General features: G+C 62.7%; 22 protein-coding genes. 13 read left to right on the top strand and 9 right to left on the bottom strand.

The genetic code is table 11. The features are described from left to right. Positions 1 to 9 precede the first annotated feature (9 nt). Positions 10 to 243 (top strand): hypothetical protein, encoded by a 234-nt coding sequence (locus EPJ54_RS12460; protein ID WP_135212030.1) that lies wholly within the window; start codon positions 10 to 12, stop codon positions 241 to 243. A 3-nt stretch (positions 244 to 246) separates the two neighbouring features. Here EPJ54_RS12460 and EPJ54_RS12455 read toward each other — a convergent pair whose 3' ends face one another. Then, positions 247 to 711 (bottom strand): SAM-dependent methyltransferase, encoded by a 465-nt coding sequence (locus EPJ54_RS12455; RefSeq protein WP_135212029.1) that lies wholly within the window; start codon positions 709 to 711, stop codon positions 247 to 249. An 84-nt stretch (positions 712 to 795) separates the two neighbouring features. On the opposite strand from EPJ54_RS12455, the gene EPJ54_RS12450 reads away from it, so the two are divergent. From EPJ54_RS12450 to EPJ54_RS12440, 3 genes are read left to right on the top strand one after another with little or no spacing between them, the layout of a single operon-like run. Further along, positions 796 to 1605, top strand: a complete 810-nt coding sequence (locus EPJ54_RS12450) for a TerC family protein (protein ID WP_135212028.1) — start codon at positions 796 to 798, stop codon at positions 1603 to 1605. A gap of 11 nt (positions 1606 to 1616) precedes the next feature. Then, complete coding sequence (locus EPJ54_RS12445) at positions 1617 to 2159, top strand: hypothetical protein (protein WP_135212027.1); 543 nt, start codon at positions 1617 to 1619, stop codon at positions 2157 to 2159. 3 nt (positions 2160 to 2162) lie between these two features. Further along, entirely contained in the window at positions 2163 to 2453 is a 291-nt protein-coding gene (locus EPJ54_RS12440) for a DUF1330 domain-containing protein (RefSeq protein WP_135212026.1), read from the top strand. A gap of 5 nt (positions 2454 to 2458) precedes the next feature. On the opposite strand, the gene EPJ54_RS12435 is transcribed toward EPJ54_RS12440, so the two are convergent. Beyond that, the gene (locus EPJ54_RS12435; protein ID WP_135212025.1) at positions 2459 to 3028 is read right to left on the bottom strand and encodes a hypothetical protein; all 570 of its coding nucleotides are present in this window, start codon (positions 3026 to 3028) and stop codon (positions 2459 to 2461) included. Between the two features lie 45 nt (positions 3029 to 3073). On the opposite strand from EPJ54_RS12435, the gene EPJ54_RS12430 reads away from it, so the two are divergent. After that, positions 3074 to 3385, top strand: a complete 312-nt coding sequence (locus EPJ54_RS12430) for a helix-turn-helix domain-containing protein (RefSeq protein ID WP_239590902.1) — start codon at positions 3074 to 3076, stop codon at positions 3383 to 3385. Here the strand turns inward: EPJ54_RS12430 and EPJ54_RS12425 are convergent. Both EPJ54_RS12425 and EPJ54_RS12420 read right to left on the bottom strand, forming a co-directional pair. Then, positions 3382 to 4164 carry an SDR family NAD(P)-dependent oxidoreductase gene (locus tag EPJ54_RS12425; protein WP_135212024.1) on the bottom strand — a complete coding sequence of 261 codons (783 nt, stop codon included), beginning with the start codon at positions 4162 to 4164 and terminating at the stop codon, positions 3382 to 3384. The two genes, EPJ54_RS12430 and EPJ54_RS12425, sit on opposite strands and share 4 nt — an antisense overlap. Positions 4165 to 4174: 10 nt before the next feature. Further along, the gene (locus EPJ54_RS12420) at positions 4175 to 6454 is read right to left on the bottom strand and encodes a primosomal protein N' (protein WP_239590901.1); all 2280 of its coding nucleotides are present in this window, start codon (positions 6452 to 6454) and stop codon (positions 4175 to 4177) included. 148 nt (positions 6455 to 6602) lie between these two features. On the opposite strand from EPJ54_RS12420, the gene EPJ54_RS12415 reads away from it, so the two are divergent. The 3 genes from EPJ54_RS12415 (at position 6603) to EPJ54_RS20070 (ending at position 8932) form a co-directional block, all read left to right on the top strand. Further along, positions 6603 to 7508: a hypothetical protein gene (locus EPJ54_RS12415; RefSeq protein ID WP_135212023.1), complete on the top strand. Its 906-nt coding sequence runs from the start codon at positions 6603 to 6605 to the stop codon at positions 7506 to 7508. Positions 7509 to 7543: 35 nt separating this feature from the next. Further along, on the top strand, positions 7544 to 8455 hold the full coding sequence (locus tag EPJ54_RS12410; protein ID WP_135212022.1) for a tyrosine recombinase XerC: 912 nt from the start codon (positions 7544 to 7546) through the stop codon (positions 8453 to 8455). 219 nt (positions 8456 to 8674) lie between these two features. Beyond that, the gene (locus EPJ54_RS20070; RefSeq protein ID WP_239590900.1) at positions 8675 to 8932 is read left to right on the top strand and encodes a hypothetical protein; all 258 of its coding nucleotides are present in this window, start codon (positions 8675 to 8677) and stop codon (positions 8930 to 8932) included. A gap of 227 nt (positions 8933 to 9159) precedes the next feature. On the opposite strand, the gene EPJ54_RS12400 is transcribed toward EPJ54_RS20070, so the two are convergent. Next, the gene (locus EPJ54_RS12400; protein WP_167755704.1) at positions 9160 to 9936 is read right to left on the bottom strand and encodes a hypothetical protein; all 777 of its coding nucleotides are present in this window, start codon (positions 9934 to 9936) and stop codon (positions 9160 to 9162) included. Positions 9937 to 10032: 96 nt separating this feature from the next. Between EPJ54_RS12400 and EPJ54_RS12395 the strand changes: the two genes are divergently transcribed. Genes EPJ54_RS12395 through EPJ54_RS12385 form a run of 3 tightly spaced genes read left to right on the top strand, consistent with a single transcriptional unit; the run spans position 10033 to position 11398 of the window. Further along, the gene (locus EPJ54_RS12395; protein WP_135212020.1) at positions 10033 to 10653 is read left to right on the top strand and encodes a hypothetical protein; all 621 of its coding nucleotides are present in this window, start codon (positions 10033 to 10035) and stop codon (positions 10651 to 10653) included. A gap of 6 nt (positions 10654 to 10659) precedes the next feature. Next, a complete protein-coding gene (locus EPJ54_RS12390; protein WP_135212019.1) occupies positions 10660 to 10962 on the top strand; it encodes a winged helix-turn-helix domain-containing protein in 303 nt (100 codons plus the stop codon). Positions 10963 to 10966: 4 nt separating this feature from the next. Continuing rightward, complete coding sequence (locus EPJ54_RS12385) at positions 10967 to 11398, top strand: hypothetical protein (protein WP_135212018.1); 432 nt, start codon at positions 10967 to 10969, stop codon at positions 11396 to 11398. Here EPJ54_RS12385 and EPJ54_RS12380 read toward each other — a convergent pair. The 3 genes from EPJ54_RS12380 to EPJ54_RS12370 form a co-directional block, all read right to left on the bottom strand. Continuing rightward, positions 11395 to 11922, bottom strand: coding sequence for a GNAT family N-acetyltransferase (locus EPJ54_RS12380; protein ID WP_135212017.1), 528 nt, complete (start codon positions 11920 to 11922; stop codon positions 11395 to 11397). The two genes, EPJ54_RS12385 and EPJ54_RS12380, sit on opposite strands and share 4 nt — an antisense overlap. A gap of 105 nt (positions 11923 to 12027) precedes the next feature. Next, entirely contained in the window at positions 12028 to 13425 is a 1398-nt protein-coding gene (gene lpdA, locus EPJ54_RS12375) for a dihydrolipoyl dehydrogenase (protein WP_135212016.1), read from the bottom strand. 114 nt (positions 13426 to 13539) lie between these two features. Further along, the gene (locus tag EPJ54_RS12370; protein ID WP_135212015.1) at positions 13540 to 14061 is read right to left on the bottom strand and encodes a hypothetical protein; all 522 of its coding nucleotides are present in this window, start codon (positions 14059 to 14061) and stop codon (positions 13540 to 13542) included. Positions 14062 to 14212: 151 nt separating this feature from the next. Here EPJ54_RS12370 and EPJ54_RS12365 point away from each other — a divergent pair, with 151 nt between their 5' ends. Beyond that, a complete protein-coding gene (locus tag EPJ54_RS12365; protein WP_135212014.1) occupies positions 14213 to 14563 on the top strand; it encodes a hypothetical protein in 351 nt (116 codons plus the stop codon). Positions 14564 to 14649: 86 nt separating this feature from the next. Then, positions 14650 to 14874: a hypothetical protein gene (locus EPJ54_RS12360; protein WP_135212013.1), complete on the top strand. Its 225-nt coding sequence runs from the start codon at positions 14650 to 14652 to the stop codon at positions 14872 to 14874. A gap of 3 nt (positions 14875 to 14877) precedes the next feature. Here the strand turns inward: EPJ54_RS12360 and odhB are convergent, their stop codons facing one another. Further along, a complete protein-coding gene (odhB, locus tag EPJ54_RS12355) occupies positions 14878 to 16086 on the bottom strand; it encodes a 2-oxoglutarate dehydrogenase complex dihydrolipoyllysine-residue succinyltransferase (protein WP_135212012.1) in 1209 nt (402 codons plus the stop codon). Positions 16087 to 16103 lie beyond the last annotated feature (17 nt).

Genomic DNA, 16103 nt, shown 5'->3' with positions numbered 1-16103 from the left:
CTTCCCTACATGACGGCGATCCCCCACGCCGCCGTGGCCCTCACCAGCGCCCTTGGTCGCTTCGATGCCGCTGCTTCCCGCGCGGTCGAAGCGGCCACTGGCGCTGATGATGTCGCTATGGGCGAAGCTCTGGTCGAGATGACCGAAGCGAAGACGCAAGCGAAAGCCGGCGTTGCTATCATCCGCTTTGCCGATGAAATGTGGGACGCCCTGCTCTCGATTGGCCGCGAGCCGCCGCGCTAAGCGCTAGTCCTTGAAATAGTCGCGCATCAATTCGCTCGCCCAGGCGGGTTGCCGCGTTGCGCCGATCGGCGCGAACTCATCCATCCAGGGTTTGATGTCGAGCACCGGCGTACCGTCGATCGCATCGAGACCGCGGACACGCAGCACGCGGCCCTCAACCGCGACGATCATTGCGCGCGTCAGCCCAATTCGGTTGGGCCGCGCCTTACCACGCTGGCCGAAGATGCCCACCAAAGGCCAATCGGCACGCTCACGCGGATGCCGCGCGCCGGTCTCGACCTTGGCGGCGTCCACGCGATGCATAAGGAACAAAATCTCCACGTGGCTGAAATCGCCGAGCCCAAAAAGCGCCTCTGGTCCAAAGGCTTCATCCAAAACGATCTCGGCTTCGACGGCGCCCCAAAAATCATCAGACAGGTCTTTGCGGGGCGAACGGACAATGCCGATTGCGGAAACGTCAGCTTGCATGAGCAGTCCTCCCGCGCTCTTCAAACGCCCTTCCCGCCGCACAGGCAATCCCCTACATCAATGCGCCGGAGAGGGATTCACTGCATGGATTGGAATATCGCCCCGCTTTTGTCGGACCCGGCCGCTTGGGCGGCGCTCATCACATTGATCGTGATGGAGGTCGTGCTCGGCATCGACAACCTGATCTTCATTTCCATCCTGACCAACAAGCTACCTGAGCATCAGCGCCAACGCGCCCGCCGCATCGGTATCGGCTTGGCGCTCGGCATGCGTCTGGTGCTGCTGTCGACCATCGCGTTCATCGTCGGTCTTACGGCGCCGTTGTTTGACCTTGGCCTCGTCGGTTCGCTCGACGACCACGGCAATCCAAGCTTCGAGACCGCGTTCTCCTGGCGCGACCTCATCCTGATCGCGGGCGGCCTGTTCCTCGTCTGGAAGGCGACGAAGGAAATCCACCACACGGTGGACCCGACGCCGACCGGCGATGTGCTGGATAAGAAGGCGCCGATCGCAATGAATTTCGGTTCGGCGATCTTCCAGATCATTTTGCTCGACCTCGTCTTCTCGATCGACTCGATCCTCACCGCCGTCGGCATGACCGATCACGTGCCGATCATGGTCGTCGCCGTTGTCGTCGCCGTGACCGTAATGATGCTCGCCGCCGACCCGGTCGCGAACTTCATTCACGCCAACCCAACCGTCGTGATGCTCGCGCTCGGCTTCCTGCTGATGATCGGTATGGTGCTGATCGCCGAAGGCTTCGGCGTGCACGTGCCGAAGGGCTACATCTACGCAGCGATGGCGTTCTCCGCGATGGTCGAGGGCCTCAACATGCTCTCGCGCAACGCGCAGAAGAAGAAGGCGGCGCAAGGCGCGCCACCCGCGGCGCACTAAGGGAGCACGATATGCGGTTCATCCATCTTGCGGCCGGCGCGGCGCTAGCGCTGAGCGCGTGCGTTGCGCCGTCCGCGCCAGTGACCAGCCGGACACTTGTCTCAGCGGACGCGGCGACGTCGTTGGCTGTCGGCGAAAGCGTGGTGGAGGAAACGTCCACGCAAGAAGCTGGCGAAGGCATGGACCCGGTCGTCAGTCTCGCGTTGCGCCATGCGGATGGCCGACGCCTCGCCTTCCAGCAAGGAAACCACACAAACAACGATCTGCTGGCGCAAAGCCCTGGCGGCGCGCTGGCGCAGATCATGGGCTTGCCGGGCGAAGAATCCGCCACGCTCTATCATGCCGTGAGCGGCGAAGACGCATCCGAAGGTGCGTTCTTCTGCGGCCCGCAAGGGCCGGCCGCGATCGGCACATATGCGGCGGCGGACGGCACGCTTTTCGTTGTTGGCTTGCGCCAAGCGATAGAGTTCGAAACGCGTGTGGACGGCGAAACCTATGCGCTGCCCTACTCGCCCGACCAGGTCTGCGCACGCTTGCGTTTCCGTCAGGGCTGACCAATGGCCGTTTACGCGCTCGCGCAATTGAACATCCACGACCGGGAGCGCTACGGCCGCTATATGAGCCGCTTCATGCCGGTGCTTGAAAAGTACAACGGCAAGCTGCTCGCCGCTGACGACGCGCCACGCGTGCTCGAAGGCCAATGGTGGGATCGCAACAAAGTCGTGCTGATGGAATTTGCCGATAAAGACGCGTTCCGCGCCTGGGCGAGTTCACCCGAATACAATGAGATCGCCGAGGATCGGAAAGCCAGCGCAGACGTCGTCGTGCTGCTGATCGAGGGCGCTTAGCTCAATTACGGCGCACGGCACGTCCGCGCTATTGGCGCCGAGCGATAATCCGGGCGAACGCTCAACAGAAACGTCACCTCGCATGAGCGCATCACCGCCGCCCCCTCGCGCGTACAACTAACAATACGCTGCAACGAGAGAGACGACCCGTCGATTGTGTAGAGCTCGCGATCCTCGTCCGGCGTCCGATCAAGCACCACCCCGCCCTCTCGCAACCCGCGCACCACAGCATCTGCGTCCGCGGGCATGGGCGCCATGCCGTCGGCCATGCGCAGCGCCAGCAGCTCCGGTCCGCGCGACGAGCCGCACGCCGCGACGCCCGCTTGCCGCCCCGCCACGGAAATCCATCCGCTGCGCCGGATGACACGCGTCCCACGATCATCCGGCGGGGCCAAATGCCAGCGCACGGTCTGCGGCATCGCCACGCGCAATTCGTCCCATGATCGGTATGGCGCCGCATTCATGGCGACGCGGATGATACGCACGACCTCCCCATCGAGGGAAATCACCTGATCCGCGGACGCGGGGCTCGCCAAAAGCGCGAACGCGGCGAGCATTTTGAGCAAGCGTCGCATTTGTGTGTCACTATATTCATACAGCAGAAGCTGTCGATCACGACGATGGAGGCCGAATTGGAGTTCACCGCCGCCCTATGCCGCGCAGCACGCGCTTTGGTGCAATGGCCGCGCGAGCAGCTGGCCGAGGCGTCGGGCGTCTCCAAGAAAACAATCCGCGACTTTGAGACGGGCGGCGCTGCACTCGATCGCAAATCGGCCAAGGCGCTCCGTCTCGCGCTCGAAGCAGCCGGCGCAGTCTTTCTCGACGAGGACGACATGGGCGCCGGCGTGCGGTTGCGCTTCACGCGCCGCGATGTGAAGCAGCTCAATCGGCTTGAAGGCGAAGGCGGCGTGGTCGGCGACGACGACGTCTAGAACTTGCCGTAACCGCCATCGATGATGATGGAATCGCCGGAATGGAAGCTTGAGGCGTCGCTGGTCAGATAAACCGCGATGCCGCCAAATTCTTCCGGCTTGCCCCAACGCCGCGCCGGCACACGCGCGATCACGTTGTTGGTGAACGAGTCACTCCCTTGCGCGACGCTCGTCATATCCGTTTCGATCCAGCCCGGCAGGATCGCGTTGGCGCGCACGCCATAGCGCGCGAATTCGACAGCGATGCTGTTGGTCACGCCGATGATCGCGGCCTTCGACGCGATATAGTCCTGATTGCGCGCGGCGCCAAAGAGCGCGCCCATGCTGGCCACGGACACAACCATACCGCCTGGATCACCCGCTTCCGCCCGCGCCTTCATGTGCCGACACGCCTCGCGCATCGTGAACATCATGCCGTCGACATTGATCGACATCAGCTTGCGATAATCGGCGCCGCCAATGTCGAGGAACGACTTCCAGCGGTTCGACATCCCGGCATTGGCGAAGCACGCATCAATGCGGCCGTGCTCCGCAAGCGTCGCCTCGAAACCGGCGACGATGTTTTCTTCCTTCGACACATCGACGATACGCGCCGTCGCTTTTCCACCATGCGCTTTGAGTTGCGCGAGCGCTTTCGCGTTCTTCTCGGGGCTGGTGCCCCAGATTTCCACGCTGGCGCCAGCCTGCGCGATGGCGTCCGCCATGCCCAAACCAATGCCGCCATTGCCGCCAGTGACAAGCGCGACCTTACCGGTCAGATCGAAGGGTTTGTACGCCATCGCGGCCTCCTCAAAGGAATGAGTATGGGTCCACGTCGATTTGCACGCGGACCGCGCTGTGCAGTTTTACACGGCTTGCCCAAGCGGCAAGGAAGGCCGAAACGTCCACGCCGCGATTGGCGCGGATGAGAAAGCGACGCCGATGCATGCCGCGGATCACCGAAAGCGGCGCAGGCGCCGGCCCCCAGAGGTCGAGCCCCTCCACGATCGGCGCCTTCTCACCCATCGTCTTGGACGCTTCGTTGGCGAGCTGCTCGTTCGGCGCGGAGACGATCACCGCCGCCAAGCGGCCATAGGGCGGCATGCCGGCGGCTTCGCGCTCGGCGATCTCCGCGGCGAAGAAGGCGTCGCGATCTTGCGCGGCGAGCGCCTGCATCACCGGCTCGTGCGGCGCGTAAGTTTGAATGAGCGCGCGGCCCTTCTTTTCGTGGCGACCGGCGCGGCCCGCGACTTGGCTAACAAGCTGGAACGTGCGTTCGCCCGCACGCAGATCGCCGCCCTTCAAGCCGAGATCAGCATCGACGACGCCCACAAACGTCAGGTTCGGGAAGTTGTGCCCCTTCGCGACAATCTGCGTGCCGATCAGAATGTCGATCTCATTATTCTCCATGCGCGCCACCAAATCGCGCACGGCGTCCCCATTGGGCGTGGTGTCAGAGGAGAAGATTTCGATGCGCGCTTCCGGGAAATGCTCACGCACTTCTTCTTCGATGCGCTCAACACCGGGGCCGATCGAGGTGAAGCTATCAGGCGTCAAACATTCCGGGCACGCCTTCGGCTTCGGCATCGAGAAGCCGGTGAGATGGCAAACCAAGCGACCTGAATATTTGTGCTCGACCAGCCAGCTCTCGGTCTCCGGCGATTTCATCCGGTGACCACACGCGCGGCAAAGCGTAAGTGGCGCGTAGCCGCGACGGTTCATATAGAAAAGCGATTGCTCGCCACGCAGCAGCGCTTCTGCAGCGCCGCGCACCAATTTCGGAGACAGCCACTTGCCCTTCTCCGGCGGGGCCTCTTTCAGATCAACCAACTCAACATCGGGCAATTCCGCAACGCCGTGACGCGCCGCGAGCTTCACATGCGCGTAGCGGCCGAGCTGTGCGTTGACGAGCGTTTCAAGCGATGGCGTGGCGCTCGCGAGGATCACCATGCACTCGCCGAGCTTCGCGCGGGCCACCGCGAGATCGCGCGCCTGATAGATAACGCCTTCCTCCTGCTTGTAAGAGGAATCGTGTTCTTCATCGATGACGATGAGCTTGAGATTCTTGTACGGCAGGAAGAGCGCTGAGCGCGCGCCGACGATCAGACGCGCCCGGCCCGCCGTGATTTCACGCCATGCGCGGCGACGCGCCTTTTGCGGAATGGCGGAGTGCCATTCGACGGGCGTCACACCGAAACGCGCCTTGAAGCGCCCCATCGCCGCTTGCGTCAGCGCAATTTCCGGCAACAGCACCAGCACTTGTGCGTCGGGCTCAAGCTTCAAGGCTTCGGCGACAGCTTCGAGATAGACTTCCGTTTTGCCAGAGCCGGTAACGCCATCGAGCAGCGCCACATGAAAGCCGCCCGCACGCACGCTGGCGCACACTTCTTCGGCGGCGGCAAGTTGAATGTCAGAGAGATCCTTACCGGTGCGGCTGAGGTCCGGCGCAGGGTATGGCGGGTCTTCGCTGATCTCGAGTTTCACAAGCGCGCCGCAATCGACCAGGCCCTTCACAACAGCCGACGATGTTTCCGCACGACGCGAAAGCTCAGCGGCGTTGACTTGTTCCTTCGCCGCTTCCTCCAACACACGCGTGCGTGCTTCGGTGAGCTTTGGCGGCGTCTCGCCCGTTGGCGCGAGCACGGTGTACGTCGGCGGCGGAAACAGCGCCTCCGGTGAGCGCACGACCATGCGGATCAAATCGCCCGGCGGCCGCACCAGGTACTTCGCCGCCCAATCCACGAAGATGCGCGAAATTTCCGGCACTGGCGGGCCGGGCAACACTTCTTCGATCGCCTTCAGATTCGCAGCGGCAGGATTGTTGCGCTGAACATCCCAGACCACGCCGCGCACCAGCCGCGACCCGATCGGCGCGATCACATGCATGCCAGGCTCGATGCCAAGCGAGGTCGCGGCGCGGTAGTCGAACGGCTCCGGCAACGGCAGCGGAAAAAGCACCGACACCTTGTCCAAAGTGTCGTGCTCGAATTCCGCGTCATCTTCCTCCACCGCGAACAACGGCCCGGCCGGCGCGGGCGCGCGCTGGCGCTTCAGCGCATCCATGGCGCGGCGGCGGGCTGTGGAATTCATAGGGTGAATCTAGTGGCTCGAAGGATTCGGCGAAAGCGCCAGATGTTGCGCCGCTGTTACTGAACGGACCTTAACTCTGGTAACTTATTGGTTGTTAGGCACGGACGCGCAGTTTTGACGCGCTGTGTTGGCGAAATTGATCTCTCGCATGATGGGGTCGCCGGCGTCCCACGCCGACCACGACCACCTGTTTACGACCTACGCGCCCGAGGGCGCGCCGGCGCGCGTGCTGTGCAGCCTCTACGAGCAATATGCCGGCGCATATCCGGACGAACCCGTCCCGCCGCAACACCAGCACTATCGCGCGCTCGTCGATACGATTGTCGCCAACGGCAATCTGCGCTCGCTGCGCGATCTCGATCTGCGACGCGTGAACTCTGCTTACGTGACCTGCTTTGAGAAGGTCGAAGCCTTCGAGTTTCAGCTCTCACTGTGGCGCGACGACCCCGACTTCCGCGAGCATCTGCTGCAGACACGCGCAGCCGTGGCGACCGAATTGACGGCGCAGGCGGAAGCCGAGGCGGCCCGCATCGACCATTACAAGCGTTGGAACGAATGCCTCGCCACACCGCTCGACATCAGCGGCTATAGCCGGCTCAGCCTCATCGCGCAGATGGCCCCTGACGATTGGCACGAGATCGCATTGAGCTGGCATTGGCGTAACGGTACTGCCGAGCTGGAATGGATCACGGCGCAACGCGTCTGCGACCGCGCGACGGCCCTTTATATAATGTGCAAGGGCGCGCCGGGTGACGTCGCGACCCATGCGCATGAACCCACCGCCCGCGACGCCTTCATCCGTACGCTCGCTGGGCGCCTCGAGGATGGCTTCTACCCGGCGGCGGACTTTGGTCTGCCCATCTCAATGCGGACGCGCGTGGCCTTCGCCGAGCAGATGGCGATCGCGCGACGCACGCGGGTGAGCCCTTGGGTGCTGCCGAGCGATCTGCTCCACCACGAGGGGCGTCGGCATCAACCCAAATACGCGCTCACCGACGGGCGCCTGCACTATCACTATGAGTACTGGCTCGCGCACCTCGCGCCGAGACGTTGACGAGATATTGACGCGGGCGCCGTTCAATCACGCCCATGCACGCCGCCACTCTCCTCCAAACCTGGATCGCGCATCTGCGCGATGAGCGGCGCTTCGCAGCGAATTCAGTTGAAGCGTACGAGCGCGACGTCGCAGCGTTTCTGGGCTTTTTGCAAGGCCATTTGGGCGGTGAGCCATCCGCCCAAGATCTCGCGCAATTAGAGCCGCGCGATCTGCGCGCCTATCTCGCGCATCGCCGTCAGGGGCCTGACGCGCTCGCCGATCGCTCGATTTCGCGCGCGCTCGCCGCGATCCGCAGCTTCTATCGTTATCTCGAACGCCGTCATGGTGTGGCCAATGCGCGGCTTGCTTTGGTGCGTGGGCCAAAGCTTAAGCGGCCCTTGCCGCGCCCCGTCTCCGAAGGCGCTGCGCGTGATCTGATCGTCGAAGCCAGCGACACGGCAAGCCAAGAATGGGTAGGCGCGCGCGATGCGGCTTTGATCACTCTGCTCTACGCCGCTGGCCTTCGCATTAGCGAAGCACTGGCGCTCACGGGCGGTGATCTGCCCTTGCCAGAGATGCTGCGCGTACTCGGCAAAGGCGGCAAAGAGCGTATCGTCCCGCTGCTTCCCGCCGCACGTCAGGCCGTCGAACGCTATACGGAGCTATGCCCTTATGCGCTGACCGAAGACGCCCCACTCTTCCGCGCGATACGCGGCGGCGCGCTCTCTCCGCGCATGGCGCAAGACCTGATGCAGCGCCTGCGCGGGCGTTTGGGATTGCCTTCGAGCGCCACGCCACACGCGCTTCGGCATGCCTTCGCAACACATTTGCTCGCGAACGGCGGCGATCTGCGCGCCATCCAAGACCTGCTCGGACACGAATCGCTATCGACGACTCAGACGTATGCGAGCGTCGAAGCGAAAAAAATTTTGCAGCTGTATCGTCGCGCACATCCGCGCGCGTGACGTTTTTTGCGTGGCGCAACAACGCTCATCGCCTTTGTTTTCAAGGCGCGCAGAGAAATCATCGAGTGTTCGCGCAATCAAAAAATCGCTTGACAGAAAAAATCGCGCGAGTGCTTGCGGAAACTACTTGCAAACCAAATTGCGTCAGAAAAATCCCCGGAGAGTCAAACAACTCCCATCCAACCCAGTACCAACACTAGTAAAGATGAGGAAATGAAAATGGCTAAGAAGGTAAAGAAGGCCGCTGCTAAGAAGCCGGCGAAGAAGGTCGTTCGTAAGGCCGCCAAGAAGACGGTTCGCAAGACTGCGAAGAAGACCGTCCGCAAGGCTGCCAAGAAGTCGGCGAAGAAGGTCGTGCGCAAGGCTGCGAAGAAGCCGGCCCGCAAGACGGTTCGCAAGGCTGCGAAGAAGACCGCCCGCAAGACGACCCGCAAGGTCGCTCGCAAGCCGATGAAGGCTGCTGCGGCTGCCGTCTAATAGACGCAAAGGCAGGGGGGCGCTGACGAGCGCCCCCTTCGCCGTTTAGGATCATCGATCACACAAAGGATCACATGCGTTCTCCGGTGATACGTTCCCCTCGCTCCCGCTTCGAACGCCGTCGCCTTTGCCGCTATTGCCGAAAACGCTGATTTGACGCTGCAAACGCAGCTCTCCCCTTCCCCGCTGACGCTTCCGAAGATCCGCACGCTGACCGCGTTGCGGATTTATTCATTTTCGGGACAGTCTCTCCAATGCGCGAGACGAACTTCGCGCCATTCATCGGCCGCATCGCGCGTGACGCTCTGCAATACCAAGCGAAAATCGCGATACTCGAGGTGATTGGGCTCGTTGAAGCGAGCCTCGACGACGTGGCCGCTGCGCGCATCAAGCCAAAGATCACCATTCAGACCACCGCTGACCGCATAGTTCACAGCACTGACGCCCGCGTGCTCCTCCACTCCAACGAAACGCGCGTTGACGAGGCCGAGATCACGCAGCGGATTCTCCGCGCCCTCCTCCGGCCAGATCAGCACGACGTTGAACACGAAGTCCGCGCGTGGCGCTGGGCGACCCGCGTTAAGCGCCGTTAACTCGGAGAGATCGAAATCATAGATGCGCCAGGGCTCGTGTTGGATGGTGATATCCGCATTGAGTTGCGCCGAAGGTATCCGCGCCGCGAGCGAGCGCGTTTGCCGATCGTAGTCCAGCCAAGCAAACGGCTCCTGCGAACCATCCCGTGCAAGCCGCCCGCCAACAAGCGCACGCGGCTGATTGCGCGCGAGATCGAGATCACTCGTCACATACGCGGCGCGGCGACAGCGCTGCACGATCTTGACCACCTCCACGCGCGTGTCGTTCGGGCGATAAACCCAGATCTGCTCCGGCAGCGAGCCATCGCTGTTCGTGCGCACATAATGGAAGAGCTGGGCGGCGGGCGGCGGCGCGTGGGTGCACGCGGCGAGAGCCAAGGCGGACGTAAGTCGGGCGAGAAGTGCTTTCATGGGCATTTAGATGCGCCCTCCCCCGGCATTGGATGCCGCTTGACGAACGGCCAACCCCATCATACTTTGTTTTTCAAAGTTCTCTGGATGCAGCCAATGACCCGTGAAGAATTGATCTCCGACATCGCCTACGCCCGCGCCCTCGCTGAAGAAGGTCGGCAAGCGCCTTTGCTGGGCGGCTCTTATCTGACGTTCTGGGGCATCCTGAACGCGATCGCGTACATCGCCCACTGGGCCGCTTTGACCGAGCGCTTGCCTGTGTTGAACGGCCTGACCTTCGCGCTGATTTGGGCTGTGTACGGAATGGCCGCCGGCATAGGCATGTTTGCGCTGCACCAGCGTGTTCGCGAAAAACCAGGATGTTCGACGATTGGCGTGCGCGCCGAGCGCGCCATCTGGAGCGGCGCGACTGTCGCGATCTTCGTCATTGTGGCGGGATCGCTTGCGCGGATGATCATCACCAACGATTCGACAGCGCCAAACGCTATCTTCGGCGCTGCGTTCGCGATCTTCGGCGCGGCCATGTTCGCCGTTGCGACACTTTCGCTGCAAGTTTGGATGCGTCGGTTCGCGTGGCTTTCGGCGAGTATTGCGCTGGCGCTCTGCCTCTTCGCCAATGAGAATTGGGCCTATCTCTACGCGGCGATTGGCAGCCTGCTCGCACTGGCGTGGCCGGGCATTCTCCTGCTCAAGCGCGAACCCTCCGCGATCGTGTGAACGCCCGTGTCCTTGTTCGATCACACCGAGATTGACGACGTGATCCACGGTCGCTTGCGGCTGGGGATCATGGCGTATCTCTCCACCGTCTCCCCCGCTCCGTTCGTGGAACTGAAGGCCAAGGTCAATGCAACGGACGGCAACCTCTCCACGCATCTCTCGAAGCTGGAGGAAGCCAAGTACGTGCGCATCGAGAAAAAGTTCGAGAATAAGAAGCCGCTGACTTTGGTGCATCTCACCAAGCAAGGCCGCAACGCCTGGATCGCCTATCTCAACCGCATCCAATCGCTCTTAGGCGCGGCGGAGTGACCGCTTGCGGGAACACGCGCGGGCCGCCACCTTGCTCACCATGAGAGTTCTGACTGCCCTCGCCGCACTAGCTTTGCTGAGCGCCTGTGACGTCCCCAGCAATCTGGAAGAAGCCAAGCAACAGGCCGCCGATATTGGCGGCCAAGTGATGGACACCGCGCGCGGCGCAGTCGACACGCGCACGGCCTGCGTGTTGGCGGGGCAATCCGAAGCGTTCTGCGGCTGCGTGCAAGAACGCCTCGGCTCTGAGATCACGGAAGAGCACGTCACCGCTATAACAACCGTCGCGCGCGAAACGCTTGAAGGCCGCAGCGTCGAAGCCGCCGCCGAGAGCGCGTCAAACATCGATGCGACAACGCGTGACGCATTGGTGCAATGCGCCACGCATGCGGCCATTCAAGGGGCGATCGGCGGCGAAGGTGAAGCCGCGAACTAAGCCGCGGCGCTAAGCGCCCAACGCGCAACACCCGGATAAGGCTGCTCGCGCGTATCCGCGAAGCCAACGCGCGCCAAGGTATGCGCCGCGCCGGAATCTTCGGCGTCCAGATGCGCAATCACGCGGCGCGCGCCGTTGGCGAAAGCCCAAGTCGCAAGCGCGCCCACAGTTTCACCGCCATAGCCACGGCCGCGGAATTCCGGCAGCAGGCCGAACGCAAGTTCGACATCGCCATCATCATCAGGACGGCCAATCAAAGCGGCGATGCCAACCAAGCGCGGCGGCGCGCGTTCGCCTTCGTTCGCGAGCAAAGCCCAGCCGTACCAGCCCTGCCCTTCGGGATCGTGCGCGAGGTGGCTTGCAGCCCATTCGAGCGCGCCCGGTTCAAATGGCGCCGGCGGCCACACTGGCTCGTGCGTCACCGCGATCGCATTGAAGAACGCCGTGCGGCTGCCGGCTTGCAACGCCGCCAATTCGTGATCCAACGCCAAGAGCGCCAAGCGCCCCGTGCTCAAAATCAGCAAGACCCGTTCTCCCCTCGCTCGCTACGGGGATCAGGAAAACGCAGGAAGTGCTCACGGCAAAGTGAGCATTCTGCAATATCCACAGGGCGATGTTCTGGTGGCGGATCAGGCCTGCATCACCCAGCCATCGACGCCCTTCGCCGCTTCGCGGACGGCTTCGCTCATGGTCGGGTGCGCGTGGCAGGTGCGGGCGATGTCTTCGGCGGCGGCGCCGAATTCCATCGCAACGCAGACTTCGCCGATCATCTCGCCCACGCCCGCGCCAATCATGTGCACGCCGACGACGCGCTTGCTGGCGACGTCTTCCAGCACTTTGACCATGCCGTCGGTCTCGTGGTTCGTGCGTGCGCGCGAATTGGCCATCATCGGGAATTTGCCGACCTTGTACTCAACGCCTGCGGACTTCAGCTCTTCCTCGGTTTTGCCGACGCTGGCGACTTCGGGATCGGTGTAGATCACGCTCGGGATGATATCGGCGTTCACGTGGCCCCAAAGGCCTGCGATGATTTGGGCGACGGCGATGCCCTCCTCTTCCGCTTTGTGCGCCAACATCGGCCCATGCGTGCAATCGCCGATGGCGTAAATGCCGGCGACATTGGTTTTGAAGTGATCGGTTTCGATGAAGCCGCGTTTGTCGGCCGCAACGCCGACAGTTTCGAGACCCAGACCATCCGTGAACGGCTTGCGACCAATGGCGACGAGCACGACGTCGGCTTCCAAAGTGCGCGCGGCGCCACCTTGCGCCGGTTCGATCGACACGAGCAGACCGCCACCTGTTTTCTCAGCGCCCGTGACCTTATGGCCGAGCTCGAACTTCATGCCCTGCTTCTTGAGGATCTTCAGGAACGCCGTGGAGATTTCGTTGTCCATCGTTGGCGTGATCTTATCGAGGAATTCGACCACGGTGACTTCCGCGCCGAGGCGGCGCCACACCGAGCCAAGCTCCAGCCCGATCACGCCTGCGCCGATCACGATCATCTTGCCCGGCACACGCTGCAACGAAAGCGCGCCCGTTGATGTGACAACGCTCTCCTCGTCGATCGTTACGCCCGGCAAGCCCATCGGCTCCGACCCCGTCGCAATGACGATGTTCTTCGTCTCCAGCGTTTGCGTCGCGCCATCAGCGCCCTTCACCTCAACGCGGCCCGCGCCAGTGATGCGGCCAAAGCCTTTGACGTAATCGACCTTGTGCTTGCGCATCAGGAACTCGACGCCCTTTGTGAGGCCTTCGACCGCGTCTTCCTTTTGCTTCAGCATTTGCGGCAGATCGAGCGATACGCCGCTCACCTTGATGCCCATCGACGGGAACGTCTTCGCCGCGGCTTCGAAATACTCGCTGGCGTGCAGCAGCGCTTTCGACGGGATGCAGCCCACGTTGAGGCAGGTTCCACCGAGCTTGCCGCGGCTCTCGATAATCGCGGTCTTCAGCCCCAATTGGCCTGCGCGGATAGCGCAATTGTATCCGCCGGGGCCGCCCCCGATGATGACGAGATCATACGACATGAAAGCTCCAATGGAGGCGAGGCGCAGCATTCGGCGCGCGTGAAATTATTGCCGGAACATATGGATGTGCCCCAGCGTGATCAATCCGCGAAAATGGACGGGCGTCCTCCTAGATCAGGCGCCTTGCTTATCCCAGTACGCGCGATCGGCCGCGTCCACGATGAACACGAACAGACCGACGATCAGGATGATCGCGAGCAGCGCGATCTGCGATTCCGGCGAGCCGATATCGGCGATCACCGCCTGCGGCTGCGTGTAGGCGCTGACATCGATGCCCTGCACCGTCGCGACGAGCCCACCGCTTTGCTGCTGCTGCCAAGCCCAGCGACCGCCAAACAGGGCAAAGCCGAGCAGCCAAACCCAGAAGCCTTGCGTCCGGCGCATGAGGCGCACGGCTGCGACCAGGAAGAAAAGTCCCGCGCCGGCCAAAAGCCCGACATCGAGCCAGCTCGCGCCGGCCGCCGATTGCGCCGCCGCGGCCTGCGCCTCGACGACCTGACCATCGACTTGCGACACGCCGCTTGCCGGCGCCTGGAAATCCGCAATCACGCCCGCAGCGCCCAGCGCGCCCGCGAAGCACAGCAGCACCAAAGCCAAGAGCACCAGAATGGCTGGCCAGCGCAGAATGAACGTCATGACGTTCCCCTATCCCCTCGCTCCCCCGAGCGCGGGCGCAATCTATACGCGGCGGCGCGCATGCGCCAATGGAGTCCGAGAAAGCCTTTCGAGTCAGGCTCTTCTAATGGGCGAGTGGCGCGCTTAGCCTGCGCCGGTGGAGGGAAACGGCATGATGTGGATGGGCAAGACGAGCGGGATCGCGGCGCTGGCGATGGGTGTCCTGCTGATCGGCGTCGCCGTTTTGGGCTTCGAGCTGGAGATCGGCATCTTCGCCATGATCTTGATCGGGGCACTGTTGCTGCTCGCTGGTTTCCGCACGCTGCGCAAAATGTCGGGCGGCTTGCGCTTGCTATCGGGCGCATGGGGCTTGTCAGCCGGCTATTCGCTGGTGCCACTCGCGCAAGCCGGAAACCTCGAGAGCTTCTTCGATGATTTCGGCCCCCTCGCCTATGCGATGCTGGCGATCACGCTCATCGCCGCCGCGTGCCTAGCGCTCACGGTCCTGCACAAGGAGAAATAGTTACCCCCAATGATCCGCGTGCGAAACGCGCAACCCAGCGCGTGACTAAAAGTTATAGATGCGGGCGGGTGATCTGGAGATTGCCCATGCAAGTGACGAAACTGCGCGCACGCAGCGAGACCAACGGCCTCGTTCCTATGGGCCAATACTTCGCACGCATCGCCGCCGCGCTTGAAGAAGCCCACGCGCGCGAAGCCAAGCTGCAAGCAAAGCTCGACGCAGAAGATGCCCGCCTCGAAGCCCGCTATCGCCGCGCCTCAGCTGCACGCGCCAACACATACGCGCGCAACGAAGCGCAGCTTGCGATGTGATGCTCAGAGATCGAGCAGCATGCGCTCGGGATCTTCCAAACCTTCCTTCACGCGCACGAGAAACGTGACGGCCTCCTTGCCGTCGACGATGCGGTGATCATAGCTCAGCGCCAGATACATCATCGGGCGGATCACGATCTGCTTGTCGACGACGACCGGGCGATCCTGGATCTTGTGCATGCCGAGAATGCCCGATTGCGGCGCATTCAAAATCGGCGTGGACATGAGCGAGCCATAAACGCCGCCATTCGAGATCGTGAACGTCGCGCCCTGCAGATCTTCCAGCTTCAGATGGCCGTCACGCGCCTTGACGCCGAGCTCGCCGATCTCCTGTTCGATCTCGGCCATCGATTTGCGATCAGCTTCCCGGATCACCGGCACGACCAGGCCGCGGTCGGTGCCGACGGCGATGCCGATATCGTAGAAATTCTTGTAGATGATGCTGTCGCCGTCGATCTCGGCGTTGACGTTCGGGATTTCCTTCAGCGCCGCGACGCACGCCTTCACGAAGAAGCTCATGAAGCCGAGCTTCACGCCGTGCTTACGCTCGAAATTATCCTTGTACTTGTTGCGCGCCGCCATGATCGCCGACATATCGGCCTCGTTGAACGTCGTCAGCATCGCCGCCGCGTTCTGCGCTTCCTTCAGGCGACGGGCGATGGTCTGACGCAGACGCGTCATCTTCACGCGCTCTTCGCGCTCACCGACCGGACGCGCAACCAAAGTTTGCTGCGGCGCTGCGGGCTGCGCGGAGCCCGCACGATTCTCGATGATCGAGAGCGCGTCGGACTTGGTGAGACGACCACCCTTTCCGCTGCCGCTCAGGCCGGAAACGTCGACGCCAGCTTCCGACGCAATGCGCTGCACCGACGGCGGCGCTTGCTTGACGCCAGCGCTTGCTGCGGGTTGTGCGGGCGTTGGCGCTGCAGCCGGCTTCGGCGCTTCATCTTTCGGCGCGGCGGCGGCCGGTTGCGCGCCAGCAGCGCCCATGCGGCCGAGCAACGCGCCAATGCCAACCGTGTCGCCTTCATTGGCGACGATCTCGCCCAGAACGCCGGCTTCTGGCGCAGAAACTTCAACCGAGACCTTATCGGTTTCGAGTTCGACCAGCGTCTCGTCCTTCTTCACGCTGTCGCCGGCTTTCTTCAACCACTTGGCGACGGTCGCTTCGCTCACGCTCTCGCCCAAGGTCGGCACAACGATATCGGTCATCGAAACTCTCTAGCTCC

Source organism: Vitreimonas flagellata (assembly GCF_004634425.1).
Taxonomy (GTDB): Bacteria; Pseudomonadota; Alphaproteobacteria; order Caulobacterales; family Aquidulcibacteraceae; genus Vitreimonas; species Vitreimonas flagellata.
This window is presented reverse-complemented; position numbering and strand designations above follow the sequence as displayed.

Excerpts from the sequence above, each read along its gene's own strand:
- EPJ54_RS12460 (WP_135212030.1), top strand. The coding sequence starts at position 10 with ATGACGGCGATCCCCCACGCCGCCGTGGCCCTCACCAGCGCCCTTGGT.
- EPJ54_RS12455 (WP_135212029.1), bottom strand. The coding sequence starts at position 711 with ATGCAAGCTGACGTTTCCGCAATCGGCATTGTCCGTTCGCCCCGCAAA.
- EPJ54_RS12450 (WP_135212028.1), top strand. The coding sequence starts at position 796 with ATGGATTGGAATATCGCCCCGCTTTTGTCGGACCCGGCCGCTTGGGCG.
- EPJ54_RS12445 (WP_135212027.1), top strand. The coding sequence starts at position 1,617 with ATGCGGTTCATCCATCTTGCGGCCGGCGCGGCGCTAGCGCTGAGCGCG.
- EPJ54_RS12440 (WP_135212026.1), top strand. The coding sequence starts at position 2,163 with ATGGCCGTTTACGCGCTCGCGCAATTGAACATCCACGACCGGGAGCGC.
- EPJ54_RS12435 (WP_135212025.1), bottom strand. The coding sequence starts at position 3,028 with ATGCGACGCTTGCTCAAAATGCTCGCCGCGTTCGCGCTTTTGGCGAGC.
- EPJ54_RS12430 (WP_239590902.1), top strand. The coding sequence starts at position 3,074 with ATGGAGGCCGAATTGGAGTTCACCGCCGCCCTATGCCGCGCAGCACGC.
- EPJ54_RS12425 (WP_135212024.1), bottom strand. The coding sequence starts at position 4,164 with ATGGCGTACAAACCCTTCGATCTGACCGGTAAGGTCGCGCTTGTCACT.
- EPJ54_RS12420 (WP_239590901.1), bottom strand. The coding sequence starts at position 6,454 with ATGAATTCCACAGCCCGCCGCCGCGCCATGGATGCGCTGAAGCGCCAG.
- EPJ54_RS12415 (WP_135212023.1), top strand. The coding sequence starts at position 6,603 with ATGATGGGGTCGCCGGCGTCCCACGCCGACCACGACCACCTGTTTACG.
- EPJ54_RS12410 (WP_135212022.1), top strand. The coding sequence starts at position 7,544 with ATGCACGCCGCCACTCTCCTCCAAACCTGGATCGCGCATCTGCGCGAT.
- EPJ54_RS20070 (WP_239590900.1), top strand. The coding sequence starts at position 8,675 with ATGGCTAAGAAGGTAAAGAAGGCCGCTGCTAAGAAGCCGGCGAAGAAG.
- EPJ54_RS12400 (WP_167755704.1), bottom strand. The coding sequence starts at position 9,936 with ATGAAAGCACTTCTCGCCCGACTTACGTCCGCCTTGGCTCTCGCCGCG.
- EPJ54_RS12395 (WP_135212020.1), top strand. The coding sequence starts at position 10,033 with ATGACCCGTGAAGAATTGATCTCCGACATCGCCTACGCCCGCGCCCTC.
- lpdA (WP_135212016.1), bottom strand. The coding sequence starts at position 13,425 with ATGTCGTATGATCTCGTCATCATCGGGGGCGGCCCCGGCGGATACAAT.
- EPJ54_RS12370 (WP_135212015.1), bottom strand. The coding sequence starts at position 14,061 with ATGACGTTCATTCTGCGCTGGCCAGCCATTCTGGTGCTCTTGGCTTTG.
- EPJ54_RS12365 (WP_135212014.1), top strand. The coding sequence starts at position 14,213 with ATGATGTGGATGGGCAAGACGAGCGGGATCGCGGCGCTGGCGATGGGT.
- EPJ54_RS12360 (WP_135212013.1), top strand. The coding sequence starts at position 14,650 with ATGCAAGTGACGAAACTGCGCGCACGCAGCGAGACCAACGGCCTCGTT.
- odhB (WP_135212012.1), bottom strand. The coding sequence starts at position 16,086 with ATGACCGATATCGTTGTGCCGACCTTGGGCGAGAGCGTGAGCGAAGCG.